Here is a 19,763-nt window from a genome sequence, read left to right as displayed (position 1 = left end):
CACTAATGGCACCCCCCGCAACAATTCAAGCGATTGATCCCCGTACCGGGCAGGCCGTCTATGAAGGGTTGGTGGAAACCACCCAGGAGGAACTAGACAGCGCTGTTCACGAAGCCCATGATGCGTTTTCGACGTGGTCGAAGACCCCGGACCGCGAGCGCGCAGAGGTGTTGAATGCCCTCGCTGACGCTCTTGATGCTCACGTTGAGGAGCTTGTCGACATCGCCGAGCACGAAACAGGCTTGGGTGAAGTGAGGCTGACCGGCGAGGTGGCCAGAACAAGTTTCCAGCTGCGCATGTTTGCACAGCTGCTTGACGAGGGCGAGCTTCTCGCTACCCACGTCGATGAGCCCATTGAGGGGGCTCCACCAGTGGGCCGTCCGCGCATGGTGCGCTCTATGGTCCCACTCGGGCCGGTAGCGGTCTTTGGTGCCAGTAATTTCCCCTTCGCCTTTAGCGTCCTCGGTGGCGATACCGCCAGCGCGTTGGCCGCCGGCTGCACAGTGGTCGTGAAAGAACACCCCAGCCATCCCAACCTTTCGGTGAAAGTGGTGGAGCTGGCACGACAGGTGTTCGTTGACCACGGTCTTCCTGCGTCCGTGCTGGTGGGTGTGCGAGGTCTTGAGGCTGGGGTGTCGTTGGTATCCCATCCACTGATTTGTGCGGTGGGCTTCACTGGTTCCCAGGTGGCCGGGCGAGCACTTTTGGACATGGTCAATGCCCGCGAGGTTCCGATTCCTTTTTACGGAGAACTGGGCAGTTTGAACCCGGCCTTCATTACCCAGGCCGCCATGGGCGCCAGACGTTCAGAGTTGGCCGCGGAGGCCGCCACGTCCATCATGATGGGGCGGGGTCAGTTTTGTACGAAACCGGCGTTGCTATTCATCCCGGATGATCAAGAATTTGTGGATGAACTGGTGTCGAAACTAAGCGAAGCCCCAACCGGTCCGCTGTTATCCCCGGCTATTCGCCAGCGCTTTATTGACAGTGTCTCTCGAGTGAGCGAAAGCAGTGGAGTCACCTCACTGGTCGCCGATGATGACGCATCAGGGTTGTCGGTAGGGGCTCACCTTCTCAGTGTCAGCCTTGAGGACTATCTGGCGAACGCACACGGGATCAAAGAGGAATGCTTTGGGCCCTCTGCGGTCATCATTCGCTGCTCCGACGACACGGACTACCTGACGGTGTCAGAGGACTTAGAAGGCGCCCTGGTCGCCGCAATCCACGCTGAGTCTGGCGCCGACCAAAAGGTGGTCAATAGTGTTGTCGACGCGCTCTCTGGCCGTGTGGGGCGAATTGTCATGAACGGATGGCCCACCGGTCTTGCGGTGAGTCCATGGCAGCACCACGGTGGCCCCTACCCGGCGTCCACGAGCGTGTTACACACCTCTGTGGGTGGCCAAGCGATGATGCGCTTCGTTCGACCCTTAGTGATTCAAAATGCCACGCCCAATCAGTGGCCAGGCCTCACGTCGATCTAGTTTTTTGTAGGGCAACGCATAACGGGTAGTCACCCGATAAACCGTGGGTGACTACCCGTTATGCGGTTAGGCCTCCCCACGCCTGCCCCCGTGTGGCCATGTGCGGCCTTGCGGGGTGGGCGTGGGCTTTTGGCTGCTAGGAGAGGTTCGCTTCGACGCAGGTCGAGCGAATGGTGCCGATGCCCTCAATAGTCGTTTCGACAACGTCACCGGCTACCAAGTATTGGGTAGGGTTCATTCCCATGGCCACGCCTGCCGGAGTGCCCGTGTTGATGATGTCTCCGGGGAATAATTCCATGCACTGGCTCACGTAGTGGACAATTTCTGCCACGGTGAAAATCATGTCGTTGGTGTTGGAGTCTTGGCGGCTCTCACCGTTGACGCTGCAGGAGAGAACTTGGTTTTGTGGGTCAAAACTGGTGTCGGTCTCGATCCATGGCCCGCAGGGGTTGAAGGTGGGGAAGGCTTTTCCTTTATCCCACTGGCCACCGCGTTCGATTTGCCAGTGACGCTCGGAGACGTCCTGAGAGATGGTGTAACCGAGGACGGCTTTCATTGCCTTTTCCTGGCTGGTGGCGTAGCGAAGCCGGCTTCCGATGACGATGGCGAGTTCGACTTCATAGTCGGTTTTTTCTGACCCCGGGGGGATTTCGATGTCGTCGTTGGGACCCACCACACAGTCCGGAGCTTTCATGAAGATGACCGGTTCGGTGGGAGGTGTGGCGCCGGTTTCTGCCGCGTGTTTGCGGTAGTTCAGGCCGATGCAGACGACCTTGGTGGGGCGAGCCACTGGTGCGCCGATGCGGACATCGGTGAGGTCGATAGTGGGAAGGCTCTCGAGAGAGGCGGCCTTGACGCTCTCTAGTGCACCCGATTCGAGGGTTTCTCTGGACCAGTCGGAGATGATCGAATCGACGGCCACTGCCGTCTTGTCGTCGACAAAAACGACGGGTTTTTCGTGTCCTGTGTTACCAACGCGGCCGATTCTCATGGTGCAACCTTTCCAGAGGGTCTGTCGAATACTTCCACACTCTATCGGGCAGACCGGAAACAATATAGGATTTGGGAAAATCGTAGAAAGGAATTGGTGTGGCTGACCCCAAATCACGCGCCCAAGATGACCGACGAAGCCAGGATTGGTTTGGCGGAACCGGGCGCAACGGCTTCATACACCGCTCCTGGATGCGAAATCAAGGCTTCGCCCCCGATGTGTTTGACGGCCGGCCCGTCATCGGAATCGCCACCACCTGGTCCGAGCTCACCCCCTGCAATGCGCACCTACGCACCGTCTCAGAAGCGGTAAAGCGCGGTGTCTGGGAAGCCGGCGGTTTCCCCCTCGAATTCCCCATTGTCAGCCTCGGTGAGCCGATGATGCGACCCACCACGATGCTGTATCGCAACATGCTGGCCATGACGACGGAAGAACTCATCCGCGCCAACCCGCTCGACGGGGTGGTACTCCTCACCGGCTGTGACAAAACCACACCGGGAGCCATCATGGGTGCTGCCAGTGTGGACCTTCCCACCCTGGTGATTACCGGTGGTCCCATGCTGAACGGAAAATTCCGAGGTAAAGATATTGGCTCTGGTACCGACGTGTGGAAATTCACTGAAGAACACCGTGCCGGTCGAATGTCCACCGAAGACCTCTACGAAGCCGAAGCATGTATGGCCCGAAGTGCCGGCCACTGCATGACCATGGGAACCGCGTCCACCATGGCCGCCATTACTGAGGCATTAGGTCTTCAAGCCTCCGGCTCGTCGGCCATCCCCGCTGTCGACTCCCGCCGAGCGTCCATGGCTCAACTCGCCGGACGTCGCATCGTCGACATGGTCGATGAGCAGCTCACGCTCTCGCGCATCGTGACAAAGGATGCGTTCCACAACGCCATTGCGGTCAATGCGGCCCTGGGCGGGTCCACAAACGCCATCGTGCACCTGCTGGCGATCGCCAGGCGCCTGGGAATCGAGTTGACACTCGATGACTTCGACGCAATCGGTCGAGAAATCCCTCTGCTGGTGAACCTGATGCCCTCGGGTACCTACCTGATGGAAGATTTTTACTACGCCGGGGGTGTGCCCGCGGTGATGGCCGAAATGAAATCCGTCCTTAAGCTCAATCAAATCACTGTCTCCGGTCGCACCGTGGCTGAAGATATTGAAGGAGCGCCGAACTACAACCGCGATGTGATCGCGCCCTGGGATCAGCCCGTCCAGCCGGCTGGCTCCAGCACCATTGTGCTGAAGGGCAATATTTCCCCTAACGGTTCGGTGTTGAAAATTTCTGCGGCAAGCCCCGAACTGTTAACGCACAGAGGTCCTGCGCTCGTGTTTGACCGCAACGAGGACTACATCGCCGTCTCGGACGACCCCGATCTTGAGGTCACACCGGACACGGTGTTGATTGTGCGCAACTCGGGACCGAAGGGCTATCCGGGCTTCCCCGAAGTGGGCAACATGCCCCTGCCCAAAAAACTTCTCGAAGCGGGCGTGACCGACATGGTGCGCATCTCCGATGCGCGTATGAGCGGTACCGGCTTTGGCACGTGCGTGCTTCATGTCACCCCAGAGTCCGCCGCGGGCGGCCCTCTGGGTATTGTCCAAACTGGGGACATGATTGTGCTCGATGCGCATAAGCGCATCTTGGAAGTCGAACTATCCGACGAAGAAATAGCCGAGCGGATGGCAGCCTACGAGCCACAGGTGGCCCCCACCAGCAGGGGCTGGGAGCAGCTCTATGTCCAACACGTCACCGGAGCAGATACCGGAGCTGACCTCGACTTCCTCGAAGGCTCCAGTGGCAGTATGCCCGCAAGGCATTCCCACTGAGCATGATCCCCCACCTGTTCAGTAAACCAAGCCTTTAAACCACAGCACCTAAATACAGCATCCAAGCCCCAGCCCCTACACCACCCGACTACCCCACGAAAAGAAGGCAATTATGGTGACGAGACGTTTTCCCCGGCCTAAGGACCTTGCACCGCTGCTGAAGTTCAAAAAGTGGGAGCCGGATGGGACGAAGCGTCGGTTGGATAAGGCGCTGACGATCTGGGATTTGCGGGATATTGCGAAGAGGCGGACCCCGAAGGCTCCTTTTGATTACACGGATGGTTCTGCTGAGGCGGAGTTGTCGCTGGGGCGTGCGAGGGAAGCGTTTCAGGATGTTGAGTTTCATCCGGCGATTTTGAGGGATGTGTCGGAAGTGGACCTCTCTCGGGAGGTGTTGGGCCAGAAGGTGTCGATGCCGGTGGGTATTGCGCCGACAGGTTTTACGCGGATGATGCATACCGAGGGGGAAATTGCGGGGGTGCAGGCGGCTTCCCAGTGGGGTATTCCCTTTTCACTGTCGACTATGGGGACTCGGTCGATGGAAGAGGTGCAGGCGGCGGGGCCTGATGCGCGTAAGTGGTTCCAGTTGTATATGTGGAAAGACCGTGATCGTTCGATGGAGTTAGTGGATCGGGCGTGGAAGGCAGGTTTTGACACCCTTCAGGTGACTGTGGATGTGCCGGTGGCAGGCGCCAGGCTTCGAGACAAGAGAAATGGGTTTTCGATTCCTCCGGCACTGACCCTGGGAACGATTGTGAATGCGATTCCCCGGCCGTGGTGGTGGTTTGATTTCCTCACCACCGACCCTTTGGAGTTTGCGTCGCTGTCGAGTTGGGATGGCACGGTTGCTGAACTTTTGGATTTCATGTTTGACCCCACCGTCACGTATGACGATTTGAAGTGGGTGAAAAGCCAGTGGCCGGGGAAAATCGTGGTGAAGGGTATTCAGACGCTTGAGGATGCCAAAAAGGTGTCGAAGTTGGGTGTTGATGGGATTGTGTTGTCTAACCACGGTGGGCGGCAGCTAGATCGTGCGCCGATTCCTTTCCACCTGTTGCCTCAGGTGGTCAAAGCGGTCGGGAAAGACACGGAAGTGCATTTGGACACCGGAATCATGTCCGGTGCGGACATTATTGCCTCCGTGGCCCTGGGGGCTCGCTTCACGATGGTGGGGCGTGCGTATTTGTATGGGTTGATGGCGGGAGGCCTACCTGGGGTGAATCGCACGTTCGAGATTCTCTCCGAGCAAATGTCTCGCACCATGCGACTGTTAGGTGTTACCCACCTGGATGAGTTAACGCCTGCGCACGTCACCCAACTGCGGCGCCTGGCACCACGCGAGTAGCCCCGCATACAGGCCAGATCTATTCGAGGAGGCGGCAGTCAGTAGTTCTGGCAAGCTAAAGCTATGCAGACATCTTCTTTAGGCACCAGCGACCTCCAGGTCACCCCACTCACTCTCGGCACGATGACTTTTGGCAAAGAAGCCGATGAGGCCACCTCCCATGCACTACTCGATGCGTATGTTGCGGCGGGCGGAAACGTCATTGACACCGCCGATGTGTATTCGGCGGGGCTCAGTGAAGAGATCATTGGCCGCTGGCTAAAAGGCTCGGGCAAACGAGATGATGTTCTGATCGCCACCAAAGCCCGCTTTGCCATGGCAAAGGGTGGCCCGAGGGGCCTCCACCCCGACTACCTCAGGGGCGCAATTGAGGACAACCTTCGACGCTTAGACATCGACACCATTGACCTTTTCCAGCCACACGCCTTTGACCCCAACGTGCCGGTCGCCGAATGGCTGGGGCTCATTAAAGAATTTGTCGACCAGGGCAAGATTCGACACCTCGGTGTTTCCAACTTCCTGTCCTACCAACTCCAACAGACCCTCGATGTGGCGAAGTATGAAGGCTTGCCCACAGTGGTGTCCCTGCAGCCTCAGTACAACCTGCTCGATCGCCACATCGACTACGAAGTGATGGATGTGTGTAAGAACCACAACATTCCGCTTCTTCCTTGGTCACCCCTCGGTGGCGGTTGGTTGAGTGGTAAATACGAGCGCGACAGTGTTCCCACTGGCGCTACCCGTTTAGGTGAGGACCCCAGCCGTGGTGTGGAGGCTTACGACAAGCGAAACACCGAGCGCACATTCGCCATCTTGGATGTGGTGAAAGACATTGCCGCAGACCACGGTGCGAGCATGGCTCAAGTCTCACTCGCCTGGCTGATCCAACACCCCCAAGTGGGCAGTGTGATCCTCGGGGCCAGAACAACGGAGCAGTTAGCGGACAACCTGGGTGCAGCCCAGGTAGAGCTCAGCACCGAGCAGTGGGAGCGCTTAGAAGACGTCTCCAGGCCCCACACCCCCGACTACCCCTACGGTTTCGTGGACACCATGGGTGGGCGCTAGGGACCGAGCTTCTCTCAGCCCGTACTCCAATCCGAGGCACGGAATGACAGGGGAATTTAGTCAAGTGTCTCGCCTAAATCGTGAGCCGCTCGGAAGACGAAGTGTGGATCCCTTGTGAATTCGCGGGCTATAAAAATCGCGTCAGCGCGCCCCTCTTGGAGAATCTCCTCGGCGTGAGCTGCCGTCGTAATCTTGCCGACCGCAGCAGCTTTGACGTTGCCCAGCTCTCGAACCTTTTCGGTCAGGGGGACCTGATATCCAGGCGCAACGCTGATAAAGATGTCTCGCACTATTCCACCACTCGAGATATCAAAAAAGTCGACCCCGATATCCGCTGCCCAGCTTGCAACTTGGGCGGTGTCGCCAGGTTGCAAGCCGTCTTCAACCCAATCAGTCGCTGAGAAACGAATAAATAGGGCCGCCGCTTCCGGGATTTCCTCGCGGATTTCGCTAGCAATTCGTAACAGGATTCGCGCCCGGTTTTCTAACGACCCTCCGTATTCGTCGGTTCGGAAATTACTCAGTGGCGAAAGAAAACTATGGAGCAGATACCCGTGAGCTGCGTGTATTTCGATAACCTCAAAGCCTGCGTCTACTGCACGCCGAGCTGCTGCTCGATAATCGGCCACAATCTTGTCGATACCGTCTGTATCCAGTTCTTGGGGTGTGTCAAAACCGGGGCATGCGACGGCGGAAGGAGAAACAGGAGGCCACCCTCCTTCTTCGATCGGCTTCGTTTTGCCTGCTTCTGCAGTGAAGCCGCGGTAATCCGAGGCTTTTCTGCCAGCGTGGGCCAGTTGCATCGCCGGAACCGCACCTTGGGAGCGCACGAATGCCGCTACTCGCGCCCACTGATCCCGCTGGTCATCATTCCAAATGCCCGCGCACTCGGAAGTAATCCGGCCCTCTGGGCTTACTGCCGTGGCTTCGGTCATAAACATCCCCACACCACCTGCCGCATACTGGCCAGCATTGACTAGGTGCCAGTCATGTGGGAGGCCATCGTGCTCCAGGCACATGTACTGGCACATTGGTGAGACCCAGATGCGGTTTCGAAATTCCACACCACGGATAGTCAGTGGACTAAACAAAAGCCAGGCCATGTTTCTCTCCTTTGAGAAGTGGGCGCTGGCGAGGCCTTTCTGCCTCAGCGGTTCAGTTTGGCAGTCAGCTCTTCGTCGCTCGGTTCGACGACGAAACTACCGTCGGGGAAGACAATCACGGGGGAAGACTGCCCGCCGCTGATATTTTCGGCGCGCTTGCCAGCCTCGAAGTCAGAAGCAATATCGAGGAAACGATAGGTTAACCCCATCGATTCGAGTATTGCCTTAGAGCGAGCCCAATCGGTGCAGTCTGGTTTGCCGTACACGGTGATCATTCGCCCTACCTCCCCATAAATCCGCCGTCAATCGGCAAATTCACTCCAGTGACCCAGGTGGACTCGTCCGAAGCGAGGTACACACACGCCCACGCAACGTCGTCTGGGCGACCGATTCGGTGGATTGATTGGTTTTGTGTGTTTACTTCTTCATAGGCCTTTAGGCCCCCAGGGAATTCATTGACGATACCTTCGACTAAGGGGGTGAGGACTGTGCTGGGGTGGACCGAGTTCACTCGGATGTTGTACCTGCCGTAGACAGCAGCATCTTGTTTGGTTTGCATGGTGACGGCGCCCTTGGCAACGTGGTACGCGCTGAATTCATCATTACCGGCGAGGCCGTAAATTGATGAGTAGTTGATAATCGAACCGGATTGTTGGTCCATCATGAAGGGCAGAGTGTGTTTTGTGCAGAAGAACACACCTTTGACGTCGACGTTGAAGACTTTGTCCCATTCTGCTTCGCTGAGCTGGTGGGTGGGGTCACCTGAACCGATAATGCCTGCCGCGTTTACCAGTACATCGATTCGACCGTGGGCCTGCCCCACAGCAGTGCACACGGCGGCTACTTGGCCTTCATCGCTAACATCCAAAAGGTGATGCTCAGCTTGCCCACCAGCGGCGGCGATGTCAGAAACGGCAGCTTTCAGGCCCTCCTTGTCAAGATCACACAGGGCGACAATTGCGCCCTCCCGTGCGAACAGTTCAGCTGTGGCTTTGCCCATGCCCGATGCCGCACCGGTGATAATTGCGACTTTCTGATCGAGACGTCCCATTTGTTCTACCTATTTTCCTCTCTGTTGCCGAACTCAGAAGGCGAGGGGCGGAGTGAGCGACTTCTCGCTCCGCCCCACACCTGACTGAGGATTACGCGTTTATTAATTCAGGAGCACGGAAGGATCGGAAGCCGTCCTCTTTGGCCTGGCGGCAGAACTCCTGGTAGACCTGCCCGCCTCCCATGTACACCTGCAGTTGTCGCGGTTTGCCGGGGACGTTATCTCCCAGGAACCAGGCCTTTGCCTTCTTCCCTTGCTCGTACATGACGGTTGCCTTACCGGCCCGCTCCGACTCGGCAGCCCACCACTCTTCGGATTCAGGAGTCGCTTCGAGCTCCTCAATGCCGTTATCGCGGGCGAAGGAGATTGCATCTGCCATCCACTGAGCTCCCAACTGGATTGGCACCGGGAGGTTCGAGTACGGAGTCTGCGGCCCCAAAGCCACTAGGAAATTCGGGAACCCGTTGTAGGAGATCCCGAGGTTTCCGCCGATGTGGCCTTCGGCAAATTTCTCCCTCAGCACCTTGCCGTTGCGTCCGACGAGCTCAAGGTTGGTGAGGTTGCCGGTCATGGCGTCGAATCCGGTCGCGCAGATAATGACATCGAGTTCATATTCGGTGTCGCCTACTTTGAGTCCCTTTTCGGTGAACTCTGTAATTGGCGTGGTTTTAGCATCGATGAGCTGCACGTGAGGGAGGTTGTAGGTTTCGTAATAATTGAAACCAGTGGGAACACGCTTTCCGTTGAATGCGTAGTCCTTCGGGCAGAGCAACTCCGCCGTATCAGGGTCTTTCACAATTTCACGGATTTTGCTGCGGATGAACTCGGAAGCGAGCTCCGCAGATTCGTGGTCGGTAGCCAGGTCATTGAAGCATTCGTTGGCAAAGTGGAAGCCACCTTCGTCCCATTTGCTTTCAAAGATGCGCCTACGCTCTTCTTCGGACACTTCCTTTGCGCTGTATTTTGCCGGAACCATATCGACCCCAAACGGGTGCCCGGCTGCACGCTCCCAGATTTCGTCATACTCCGCTCGGACCTTCGCCAACTCTTCCGGAGTTGTCTTCGGGCTTTTTGCCGCTACGACGAAGTTTGGGGTTCGCTGGAAGACCTTCAACTCGGCGACTTCGGGAGCAATTGTCGGGGTGATCTGAAGCCCAGATGCGCCCAGACCAATCAGGCCGACGCGTTTGCCCTTGAGGTCAAAACCCTCCCGAGGCCACATCGCCGCGTGAAGCATTTCACCTTTGAACTTTTCGCGTCCCGGAATATCTGGCCAGATGGGTCGGGAGAGCACTCCCATGGCAGAGACCAAGTATTTGACTCGAAGTGTTCGGCCGTCGCTGAGGGACACTTCCCACACCTTGTCGGTTTCGTTGTAAGCCGCGTTGTTGACTGCCGTGTTAAACAACATGTCTTTACGCATGTCCAGGCGTTCCACAACGAACTTCAGGTAACTCAGTACCTCTTTGCCGGTGGGATAACGCTCACTCCAATCCCACTCCTCGCGTACTTCCTTCGAGAAGGAAAACGAGTAGTAGGGATACTCCGAGTCAGTGCGCACACCCGGGTAGTTATTAACCCACCAGGTTCCGCCCACCTCGGCTTCTTTGTCGACAACAAGGGTCTTAAACCCCGCTTCCCGGAAGAAGTGGAGAGTGGCGATACCGGAGAAGCCGGCGCCAATTACCAGTGCGTCGTAATCGGTGTGTCCTGTCATTTTCTGCTTCCTTTTCCTTTCTGGGTCCCAGGTCCGCTTCGTGCTGAAACGGGGCAGGGAATGCTGTTAGTTAGTGAGGGAGTGCTGTTAGTTAGTTCTGTCGCCCGGCGCGATACCACTCGGCCATGAGCTCAATCTCTTCGTCGGCTCGCTCATGGTTACCCGCGAGAAAGGGATATACGTGCTGCATTCCCTCTCCGATTGAGAATGTGACGTCGACTCCCGCGCTTTTCGCGAGTTCGTAGAGGCGCACGCTGTCATCAAACAGCGACTCCACATCGCCCGCGCAGATGTACAACCTTGGGAAACCGGTGAAATCTTGGTACAACGGGTTTGCCATCGGATCGGTAGGGGATGTGGCGCCCTCGAGGTAGCGGTCAATGTTTCCCTGCAGTCCCTCGCGGGTGATTAAAAAGTCCGTAGCATCGTTTGTTTCGATGGTGGCTCCAGTGTTTTCCATGTTTAGCCACGGGGACATTGTGATTACCTGGGCCGGTAGGGGCAGGCCCCGTTTCTTCATCTCGAAGACCATGCTGATCGCCAGGTTGCCACCGGCGCTGTCGCCGATAGGCGTGATGTCTTCTGGTTTGAGGCCCTCAGAAAGGAGCGCCTCGTAGATCGCGACTCCGTCCTCAATCTGTGCCGGGAACTTGTTCTCTGGGGCTCGACGGAAGTCAGCAACAAAGCAACCTATGCCCATCGCCTTTGCGATGTGCCCTCCTAGCTTGCGATGACTTGCGGACGATCCGAGGGCGAACCCGCCGCCGTGCATCAGAATCATCATCTCGCTGAGGTCAGCCCCGAGTGGTGTGACCATAATTCCGGGAACGCCACCAATCGATTTGTGTTCGTAAGTCACTTGGGTGGGCTCCGCAGTGGGTCGCTGCCAGTCGTCAAACATGAGCCTTAGGAGCTCAGTGGAAATGGGGGCATCGCCTAATTTGCCTAGTTCATCAATCCAGTGTTTATAAACCTCGCCGAGCATGTCAGTAGGTTCCCCGGGATGCTCAGAGGATCGTGGCGCCAGTGCCATTCTTCTCACTCCTTTGTGTTGTGGTGGTGAATCTGCTTCATCAGCTGGACCAATCGCGCGAATTCTTTCCAGCTTCCTTTCGCTGAAATTCGTCCGAGCCGAAGGGCTTTGAATAAGCGTGTACCGATGCACCAACGGTGCGAAAGCCGAGTCTCAAAATGAGGCAGTTGTTTCTCACCTTGAATCGAAATAGAGGGTGCCATCGACCCCATCATGGGTAAATCGGGCACCAGCTCGATTCGTGCCTCCCCCCATGGGGAGTTACCACGAGGCCTTTAGTCAAGGGAGATGAGAGGGCGTTCGGGAGTTTTATGCCGGCGGAGGATGTAGCCGGCGCGGCTGGAACCGTGGGAGTGGACAGCGGTATCGGCCAACATCACGGACTCGATCACTACCAGGACGTAAGTAAGGCTAGACCGGGGGTCACATCGTGACCCACACCAATGAAGAAAGTGAGATCACATGTCGAGGAAACTCAGGCTGTTGCTAACAGCGGTGTTTGCTTCCGGCGCTTTGGTCCTCGCTGGATGTGCCGCCGATGCCGGCGACACGGCCAGCGAGGACACCGCGCCCACCACAAGCGGCGAAGAAGAAACCGCGACGACTGAAGAGAACCTCATTCCGGTGGGTATTTCTGGCCTCCAAGGAGACATTGTCGACATCAGTGAATTCTGTGGAGACGAACCCATCAAGGTCGGCTTTGCCGATGGTTTCGGTGGAAACTCTTGGAGAGCTACCACCCGCGCCATCTTCGAGGCTGAGGCAGCGAAGTGCCCGAACATCACCGAAATTCTCTACACCGATGCTCAGGCCGACACCCAGAAGGCCATTGCGGACATCAACTCGATGGTCGCTCAAGGGGTTAACGTGATTGTGTCATTCACCGATGGTGGCGAGGCGCTTCTGCCGACGATCCGTGAGGCTACAAACGCAGGTGTTGCATTTGTGCCAATCATCGCGTGCCCCGGCGGCGAGCCGGGTATCGATTACGTTGATTGTGTGTCAGAGAACGTTGACACCTATGGTTATGGCCTTGCGAATTGGACCATCGGCCAGATGGGCGGCGAGGGCAACCTTGTCATGCTCGGCGGCCAAGCGGGCAACCCCTATTCGACCGCGGTCTACAACGGTGCCAAACGTGCAGTTGAAGAGAACCCTGGCGTTACCTTTTTGAACCTTGAATTGGGTGACACCTTCGTCGACACGGGCTGGGAGCCTGGCAAGACGAAGCAGGTTGTCGCAGGTCTGTTGACCCAGTTCGGCGAGATCGATGGAATCGTTGCTGACTACGGCGGGGGTTCTGTGGGTGGAATCGAGGCCTTCCTGGACGCAGGTGTTGCACTGCCCCCCTGGTCGGCAAACGACTCCAACCAGTTCGCGTGCCTGTGGTATGAGTACAAGGACACCCAGCCGAGCTACCAAGTGGCGACGATGTCTTCGCGTAACTGGGTTGCAGTTCCGGCCTTGCACAAAGGCCTTGCGGCCTACAACGGCCTGGCCAATAACGAGCCTTCGATCTACAACTTAGAGATCATCGAAGACTCTACTGATCCGAACAAGCAGCCTGTGTGTGAGACTGACCTGCCCAATGACGCGATTCTGTCGTCGGGCCTGAGTGTCGAACAGCTGCAAGCTCTGTTCAACTAATAAGGCGGAGACGTCGCCCCCGAGCATTAGGCCATCTGGGGGTGACAGAACTGGAAGGTAACGCTTGGGCGGGCTCTATGCCCGCCCAAGCGGACCGTCACCAGATTTCGCCCCTCAGCCGCATTCGCAGCCAGCCAGCGATGTGTGTGAAACAAAAAATGTCCCGCAAAAGTGGGTAAGTAAAGGAGTGCAAGTCATGAAACGTCTCGAAGGCAAGGTCGCCATCGTTACCGGCGCCGGCCGAGGAATCGGTCGAGCAATTGCCGAAATTTTTCACCAAGAGGGTGCCACGGTTGTGGCGACAAGCCAGTCCCCGAACCATGAGTTCGCGCCCGGAATTGATTTTATTCAGCAGGAAGTTGCAGAGGAGAAAGCATGGGAGCTCGTGGTGGCAACTACCATGCAGCGTCATGGCCGTGTGGATGTTCTGGTCAACAATGCGGGAATTATCGCCTACGAACCTCTCGGGGATTTGACCCTTGCTGACTGGGATCGGGTGGTAGCTGTAAACCAGACAGGTGTCTTCCTCGGTATGAAGGCAGTTCTGCCGCACATGTTGCAGCAGAAGACCGGTTCAATTATCAACATCTCCTCAATTTGGGGAAACGCTGCGGTGGCCGGCGCGCACGCATACCATGCGACTAAAGGCGCAGTCCGGAACATGTCGAAAAACGCCGCGATTACATACGCGACTACAGGAGTGCGGGTGAACTCACTCCATCCCGGTTTCATCGCGACACCACTGACCGACGCTCAAGACCCCGATGTCAACAAGTTTGTGGTTGGCATGACACCGATGGGACGTGCTGGCCAGCCCGAAGAAATTGCGTGGGGCGCGGTGTTCCTCGCTAGTGATGAGTCGAGCTTCATGACTGGCTCTGAACTTGTCATTGATGGTGGATACCTGGCTCAGTAATAACAATGTCAAAGAAAGAGGTCGATGCCATGTCTAGGAACGATTCCCCCCGGACAACAGCTGTTTCAATCGCCCCTGAAGTGGAGGTCGAGGCTGGCAGTGTTGCTCTGCGCTTGACGGGAATAACCAAGAGCTTCCCTGGTGTCAAAGCGCTCGCTGATGTATCGCTCGAAGTTCGTGCTGGCGAGGTTCACGCATTGGTGGGGGAGAACGGCGCTGGAAAATCGACCCTCATGGCAGTTGCCTCCGGGGCGCTCGCTCAAGATGAAGGCGCCGTTGAGATTGGTGGCCGCTCGCTGGAAGAAGCCTCACCAGATGAAGCAAGGCATCTGGGTCTCGCAATCGTGCGTCAAGACCCTGCTCTTTTGCCAGACCTCACCGTTGCGGAGAACATGGCAATCGGGAGCGGCGAGACGACAATGAAAGGGCTCTCAAGCGCCCCTGCTAAGGCGCAAGCACATTTAGATCCTTGGCAGATGGGAATCAATGCCAAAGCCCGAGTGTCTTCACTATCGGTAGAGCAACGCTTTGTGGTGGAAATCGCCAAAGCTCTATCGCTGAAGCCCCGAGTCCTTATTTTGGACGAGCCCACAGAGCACCTCAATAGCGACGAGGTCCAAAGGCTGTTTCGCCGGGTGCGCGAAGTCGTCAGTGCTAACGCAGCTGTGGTGTACATCTCCCACCGAATTCCGGAGGTTAAGTCCATTTCCGACCGTATTACGGTGTTACGTGACGGCCAAGTCCGCGGCACATTTGAAGCGGCAGATGTCTCAGAGTCCCAAATTATCGAGTTAGTCGTGGGGCGCGCTCTTGATACGGTCTTCCCCCCGAAGGGTTCTGCGTCAGGGCCAATCGTAGGAACGGATACCTTGGTGGTGACTAGCCTGTCGGGCTCCCATTTTCACGATGTGAGTTTTGCGGTCAAGCCAGGTGAAATGGTGGGCTTGGCCGGAGTTCAAGGAAATGGTCAAGAAAACCTCATACGCGCAATTGCCGGAGTCGATTCTTCCTCGGGAAAAGTAACGATTAATGGTCGTGGAGTGCGATTGGGCTCGAGCTCATCGAGCGCAAAGGCTGGAGTGGTCTATGTGCCCTCGGATCGACACGGCGAGGGTCTCTTTATGCCGATGTCTGTCGGTGAAAACATCGTAATGAAGACTCTCGGCAAGGTTTCCAGAGCTTCGGTCATCAGCGAGTCAGAGACACGCAGGGTCGCTCATCAAGAGATTGACCGGCAGTCGATTAAAACGCCCTCTCAGCGCACTGTCGTTTCGTCTCTGTCTGGCGGCAATCAACAAAAGGTGGTCTTGGCTCGGACGTTACTGTCGGAACCGAAAGTGCTGTTGGCCGAAGAGCCGACACAGGGCGTGGATGCAGGCGCCCGTGTCGACATTTACAAGATTTTGCGCGAAGCGGCCGATGAGGGTGCTGCGGTTCTCATCCTCTCATCCGACGGTGTTGAGCTAGAGGGCCTGTGCGATCGGGTGCTGATTATGTCCCGGGGGGAAATCGTTGAGGAGCTCAGGGGAGATGCTGTCACTGAGGAGGGAATAGCAAGGGCGGCGCTTACGTCGACGACTGTCCGGCAACGCAGCAACAGTAGCCATTCGACCGCGTCCCGATTTAAATCATGGCTGAAGGGTGACCACTCGCCAGCTGCTGTCCTAGCCATAATTGGGGTCCTGCTTGCTGCGCTAGTCGGTACCGTCAACACCGCCTACTTTTCGCCTTTCAACATATCCAATCTTCTGGTGATTGCCTCGATGTTGATTCTTGTGGGGGCCGCCCAGCAGGTTGTCGTGATGGGTTCGGGATTCGACCTCACGATCGGACCTCTCATGAGCTTCCTGGTTGTGATCGCTTCGTACTACGTCATTGACGGGGGCAGTATTGCCTTGGGGATAGGTTTGATGCTGGCCGCAAGCGTGCTCGTGGGAATAACCAACGGCTACCTGGTTACTCGCTTCAACTTAAGTCCTGTCGTAGTTACTCTTGCGATTGCGTTGGGTCTCCAGGGTACGCTCTTCCAAATTCGATCTACTCCTGGTGGGGTGTTCGATTACGCGGTAACCCAGCTGGTGCTCTACAAAATCGGTGGGTGGGTACCGATCTCCGCGATCTTCGCAATCATTGCGGTTTTGGTGCTGGAGTGGGCTCTTCGGCGAACTCGCTGGGGAGTTGAACTTCGGGCGGTTGGCTCGCGCAAGGATGCCGCTGGGCGATTGGGGATTAACACTGCCCGAGTCCAAATGTTTTCTTACCTGCTCACTTCTATTCTCGTCGTGCCAGCAGCGATCATCCTGATGTCACAGATTGGGGTTGGCGACGGACGGCCGGGCCTTCCTTTCACTTTGTCCTCCATTACAGTCTTGGTGCTATCGGGCGCAGCAATCTTCGGTGGTCGAGGTTCGTTCATTGGCATCATCATCGCCGGTGTTCTCGTTGGCCAGCTTCTAGGAATTCCGGGATTCGTGGGTGCCTCGGGCGCCTGGGGTTACTTGCTGCCGGGTTTAATCACCGTGGCGGCTGCAGTTCTCTACGCGCAACTTCGTAAAGCGAGGAAAAACTAATGTCTAACGCGCTCGATATGAAAATGGACCCCCTGTGGAAAAGGATGCTTGGGGGAGGATCCGGGACAATTTGGGTTGCAACCATTCTCCTTTTCGCGGCGAGTCCGGTTTTCGCCCCCGCAAGTCTGAGTTATTCGTCAGTAGTCGGAATGCTGCCTTTTGCCGCGGTGCTCGCTATCGCAGCAGTGGGGCAAACACTCGTCATCCAGCAAGGAGGTCTTGATTTATCAGTCCCCGGGATGATGGCCCTGAGTGCAGCGCTGGCTACTGGTTTGTACCAGTGGTATGCGTGGCCCAACTGGGCTGCCATCATCGCGGCGATCCTGCTACCGGGAGTTGCAGGCCTTCTCAGTGGAATTATTGTGACTCAGTTCCGCGTGATGTCTCTCGTGGTCACCCTCGGGATGAACGCGATTCTTCTTGGCCTCGTTTTTTGGCTTGCTGATGGAATCCCAGCGGGCGCTCCCGCTGCGCTTGCCCAGTTTGCTAAAGGAAAGGTCTTTGACGTTCCGGGCGTTTTCGGCATTCCTAATGCGCTGATCATTGCTGCGGTAATAATCGTATTCCTTGGGTTTATTGTTCAGCGGACCATTATTGGGCGGCGGCTCACTGCGGTGGGTGTTAGCCAGACGGCCGCAGCTGCCCTAGGCGTACCTGTCAACCTCTACCGGAGCCTGGCCTATATGGGCGCGGGAATGGCTTACGGGCTTGCAGGTGTCCTTTATGCCGGATACGTCACTACTCCGCCTCTGTTTTACGGTGACTCCTACCTTCTGCCCACTGTGGCTGCGGTGGTTCTTGGAGGCACGGCAATCGGCGGAGGGCGAGCTGCAATTGTCTCGACTGGTGTCGCTGCTCTTTTCCTCACCCAGCTCAGCCAGTTGATGAGGGCTGTGGGGTTACCCGAGCCGCTTCAGCTGATTGCCCAGGCCGGCGTGCTCCTCGCGGTTGTGTTGATGCGAGCTGTAATCCCGATGATTTCAGCTTCAGTGAAGGCGCGCCGCACGACCCCGATTACGGAGGTGACCTGACCGAACCACGAGGACCATTCACCCTCCCAGAGGGACATCCGAATCGAATCAATTAGGAAGGAGGCGCGAGTGCGTGTGTCAGCCCAGAGCGTATGTCTTAATTTTTCGATAGACGGTCGCGCGGGAGACGCCGAGAATTTCCGAAGCCTTAGAGCGATTTCCGTTTGCCTCCGCCAGAGCCTTTTTAATCGCTTCAATTTCCACCCGCTCGATGAGACTCAGATTTTTACCCATTTGCATGGTACCCGGCAGGTCTGCCGGAGTCACGACGCCAGACTTGCCGGCGTTGATTATTTGGCGAATCAGTCTGGACAACTCGCGAATATTTCCAGGCCAGTCGTATATCGAAAGAATGTTGAGAGCCTGGCTGCCCAGTTCCAGCTGGCTTCCGCCGCCATTAGCTGCCACGAGGTTGGTCCAGAGATCCGGCAAGTCCACGATGCGGTCGCGCAACGGAGGCAACCACACGCTGTTCGCCTCCAGAAGCAGTTCAAGCTTCCCAGCGTCACTGGGCTCTTCCGTGGTGAGCGTCATGATGATGTTGCGGTTTGTAGTTCCAGACAACACCAAACGGAGGCTATTCAAGCCCGCGTCGTCGAGCGCTTCGATACCTCGGATTACGACGGGTTTTCCTTGGTTGACGATTTCCCGAGCCTGGCTAAACCACTCACGGTTCCCCAAGACGTTGGCCTCGCCTGCTTCGAGAAGCTCCATCTCGGCTGGCTTATCACCGAAGTGGTACGGGTGGTCCAGCGCCAGGGATGCTTTGCCGGTGCCATACTCTCCGGCGATGATTACCGGAAATTCGGTATTCCGGAGCTTGTTGAGTTGGCTGACCAAGGCGAGCCATTCTGGCGAGCGGCCAACCAGATTTCTCGGGCGAATGGGCCGGTTTGCTGGAGTGGTGGCGCGGACCGCCGGCCCCATCAGTCGAACGAGGCGGTGTTGGTTGCCAATAGCGTGATAGTCCAGTTCAGTGAGGCCGCTCGACAGCTCGACAATGTAAGAGCCAGAATCTGGCTCTTCTTGGCTGAATTGGCGCAAAACCTCAATATCAGGCTCGGGGATTTGTTGGCCCTCGGAGCTTCGCATGATGGCACCCTCGGCGCCGAATCCTACAATGGGCGATCCCGTTTGCTTGGACATGGTGAGGAACAAATTCAGCATTTGTCTCGAATCCGGTCGCTCGATTCGAACCAGGTGCTCTTGCATCTCGCGAGACATCGAGCGGACGAGTGGTTTCAGATAATCCGCGCCAGGGGTCAGGTCACAGGAAATGGTCAACACGGCGAGAATGTTTCCACTTGTAGGGTGCATGATAGGCGCGCCGGTGCAAACCGCACCTTGGTAGAACTCGGCGTAGTGTTGAGGGCCACTCACTTGAACAGGCCGGCCGAGGGCCAAAACAGTGCCCACTCCGTTGGTCCCGACGACATTCTCGGCAAGGACAGCCCCGCGAACAGTGCCAACTGTGTCGAGATGTGCTTCAGCCCGGCGGTCTTCAAACCAACGTTGAACAATCTGGCCCCTGGCATCGGCGAGCAGGAGCGCCAGGCCCGTGCCTTGGACGTTGTCGGCGAACCGACTCATCAAAGGGCCGAAAACCTCCAACAGGTGCTCGTCAAGCATCTCTGCTGGGACGTGGGGTGCCATCGCAATATTCTCGGGGCTTCCCAGTGCCTCGTGGGAGCGTTTCCACGAGTGAAGCAGAGCCGATTCCTGGGCGTCGGTCTGAAAGTTGGCATAGAAAAGTCTCTCTTTTGCCTTTGCGGTCTCGCTCATGGTGGTGTCAAAGTCCACGGTGACTTTTCCCTTCCCAGGTTGGCGACATCCTACACCAATCTACGGCGTGCCATCCAGATGCGTCCGATTCAATCGCTCCAGTACCACCGAGGCCCCTCAGCTTGTTGGAGGTGCTTTGTACCCAAGGCCTCCCTGAGGGCTGGCGCTTCTGGGCCCGAGCACATTATTTGTC

General features: G+C 57.0%; 15 protein-coding genes. 8 read left to right on the top strand and 7 right to left on the bottom strand.

From position 1 onward, the window contains the following. Positions 1–5: 5 nt before the first annotated feature. Entirely contained in the window at positions 6–1,481 is a 1,476-nt protein-coding gene (locus C3B54_RS06650) for an aldehyde dehydrogenase (NADP(+)) (RefSeq protein ID WP_104913801.1), read from the top strand. Between the two features lie 136 nt (positions 1,482–1,617). Here the strand turns inward: C3B54_RS06650 and C3B54_RS06645 are convergent, their stop codons facing one another. Beyond that, positions 1,618–2,472 carry a fumarylacetoacetate hydrolase family protein gene (locus C3B54_RS06645; RefSeq protein ID WP_104913800.1) on the bottom strand — a complete coding sequence of 285 codons (855 nt, stop codon included), beginning with the start codon at positions 2,470–2,472 and terminating at the stop codon, positions 1,618–1,620. 98 nt (positions 2,473–2,570) lie between these two features. Here C3B54_RS06645 and C3B54_RS06640 point away from each other — a divergent pair, with 98 nt between their 5' ends. The 3 genes from C3B54_RS06640 to C3B54_RS06630 all read left to right on the top strand — a co-directional run bounded on the left by C3B54_RS06640 (position 2,571) and on the right by C3B54_RS06630 (position 6,720). Next, positions 2,571–4,310, top strand: coding sequence for an IlvD/Edd family dehydratase (locus tag C3B54_RS06640; protein ID WP_104913799.1), 1,740 nt, complete (start codon positions 2,571–2,573; stop codon positions 4,308–4,310). Positions 4,311–4,422: 112 nt separating this feature from the next. Then, positions 4,423–5,655: an alpha-hydroxy acid oxidase gene (locus C3B54_RS06635; protein ID WP_104913798.1), complete on the top strand. Its 1,233-nt coding sequence runs from the start codon at positions 4,423–4,425 to the stop codon at positions 5,653–5,655. 63 nt (positions 5,656–5,718) lie between these two features. Continuing rightward, on the top strand, positions 5,719–6,720 hold the full coding sequence (locus tag C3B54_RS06630) for an aldo/keto reductase (RefSeq protein WP_104913797.1): 1,002 nt from the start codon (positions 5,719–5,721) through the stop codon (positions 6,718–6,720). A gap of 56 nt (positions 6,721–6,776) precedes the next feature. Here the strand turns inward: C3B54_RS06630 and C3B54_RS06625 are convergent, their stop codons facing one another. The 5 genes from C3B54_RS06625 to C3B54_RS06605 form a co-directional block, all read right to left on the bottom strand. Beyond that, on the bottom strand, positions 6,777–7,823 hold the full coding sequence (locus tag C3B54_RS06625) for an NADH:flavin oxidoreductase/NADH oxidase (RefSeq protein ID WP_104913796.1): 1,047 nt from the start codon (positions 7,821–7,823) through the stop codon (positions 6,777–6,779). Between the two features lie 44 nt (positions 7,824–7,867). Beyond that, positions 7,868–8,098, bottom strand: coding sequence for a glutaredoxin family protein (locus C3B54_RS06620; protein ID WP_104913795.1), 231 nt, complete (start codon positions 8,096–8,098; stop codon positions 7,868–7,870). Between the two features lie 5 nt (positions 8,099–8,103). Then, positions 8,104–8,874: an SDR family NAD(P)-dependent oxidoreductase gene (locus C3B54_RS06615; RefSeq protein ID WP_104913794.1), complete on the bottom strand. Its 771-nt coding sequence runs from the start codon at positions 8,872–8,874 to the stop codon at positions 8,104–8,106. Positions 8,875–8,965: 91 nt separating this feature from the next. After that, the gene (locus C3B54_RS06610) at positions 8,966–10,591 is read right to left on the bottom strand and encodes a flavin-containing monooxygenase (protein WP_104913793.1); all 1,626 of its coding nucleotides are present in this window, start codon (positions 10,589–10,591) and stop codon (positions 8,966–8,968) included. 91 nt (positions 10,592–10,682) lie between these two features. After that, positions 10,683–11,576, bottom strand: coding sequence for an alpha/beta hydrolase (locus C3B54_RS06605; protein WP_211286287.1), 894 nt, complete (start codon positions 11,574–11,576; stop codon positions 10,683–10,685). A gap of 510 nt (positions 11,577–12,086) precedes the next feature. Here C3B54_RS06605 and C3B54_RS06595 point away from each other — a divergent pair. The 4 genes from C3B54_RS06595 to C3B54_RS06580 all read left to right on the top strand — a co-directional run bounded on the left by C3B54_RS06595 (position 12,087) and on the right by C3B54_RS06580 (position 17,788). Continuing rightward, entirely contained in the window at positions 12,087–13,271 is a 1,185-nt protein-coding gene (locus tag C3B54_RS06595) for a substrate-binding domain-containing protein (protein WP_104913790.1), read from the top strand. 196 nt (positions 13,272–13,467) lie between these two features. After that, on the top strand, positions 13,468–14,187 hold the full coding sequence (locus C3B54_RS06590) for an SDR family NAD(P)-dependent oxidoreductase (RefSeq protein ID WP_104914316.1): 720 nt from the start codon (positions 13,468–13,470) through the stop codon (positions 14,185–14,187). A 5-nt stretch (positions 14,188–14,192) separates the two neighbouring features. Next, on the top strand, positions 14,193–16,757 hold the full coding sequence (locus tag C3B54_RS06585) for an ATP-binding cassette domain-containing protein (RefSeq protein WP_104913789.1): 2,565 nt from the start codon (positions 14,193–14,195) through the stop codon (positions 16,755–16,757). Beyond that, entirely contained in the window at positions 16,757–17,788 is a 1,032-nt protein-coding gene (locus C3B54_RS06580; protein ID WP_104913788.1) for an ABC transporter permease, read from the top strand. Before C3B54_RS06585 ends, C3B54_RS06580 begins: the two co-directional genes overlap by 1 nt. A 78-nt stretch (positions 17,789–17,866) precedes the next feature. Here C3B54_RS06580 and C3B54_RS06575 read toward each other — a convergent pair whose 3' ends face one another. Then, positions 17,867–19,570, bottom strand: a complete 1,704-nt coding sequence (locus C3B54_RS06575; RefSeq protein WP_158665583.1) for a sigma-54-dependent Fis family transcriptional regulator — start codon at positions 19,568–19,570, stop codon at positions 17,867–17,869. Positions 19,571–19,763 lie beyond the last annotated feature (193 nt).

The sequence above is a fragment of the Pontimonas salivibrio genome, assembly GCF_002950575.1.
GTDB classification, from domain to species: domain Bacteria; phylum Actinomycetota; class Actinomycetes; order Actinomycetales; family Microbacteriaceae; genus Pontimonas; species Pontimonas salivibrio.
The sequence above is the reverse complement of the archived record's forward strand: the minus strand, read 5'-3'. Positions and strand labels throughout refer to the sequence as shown.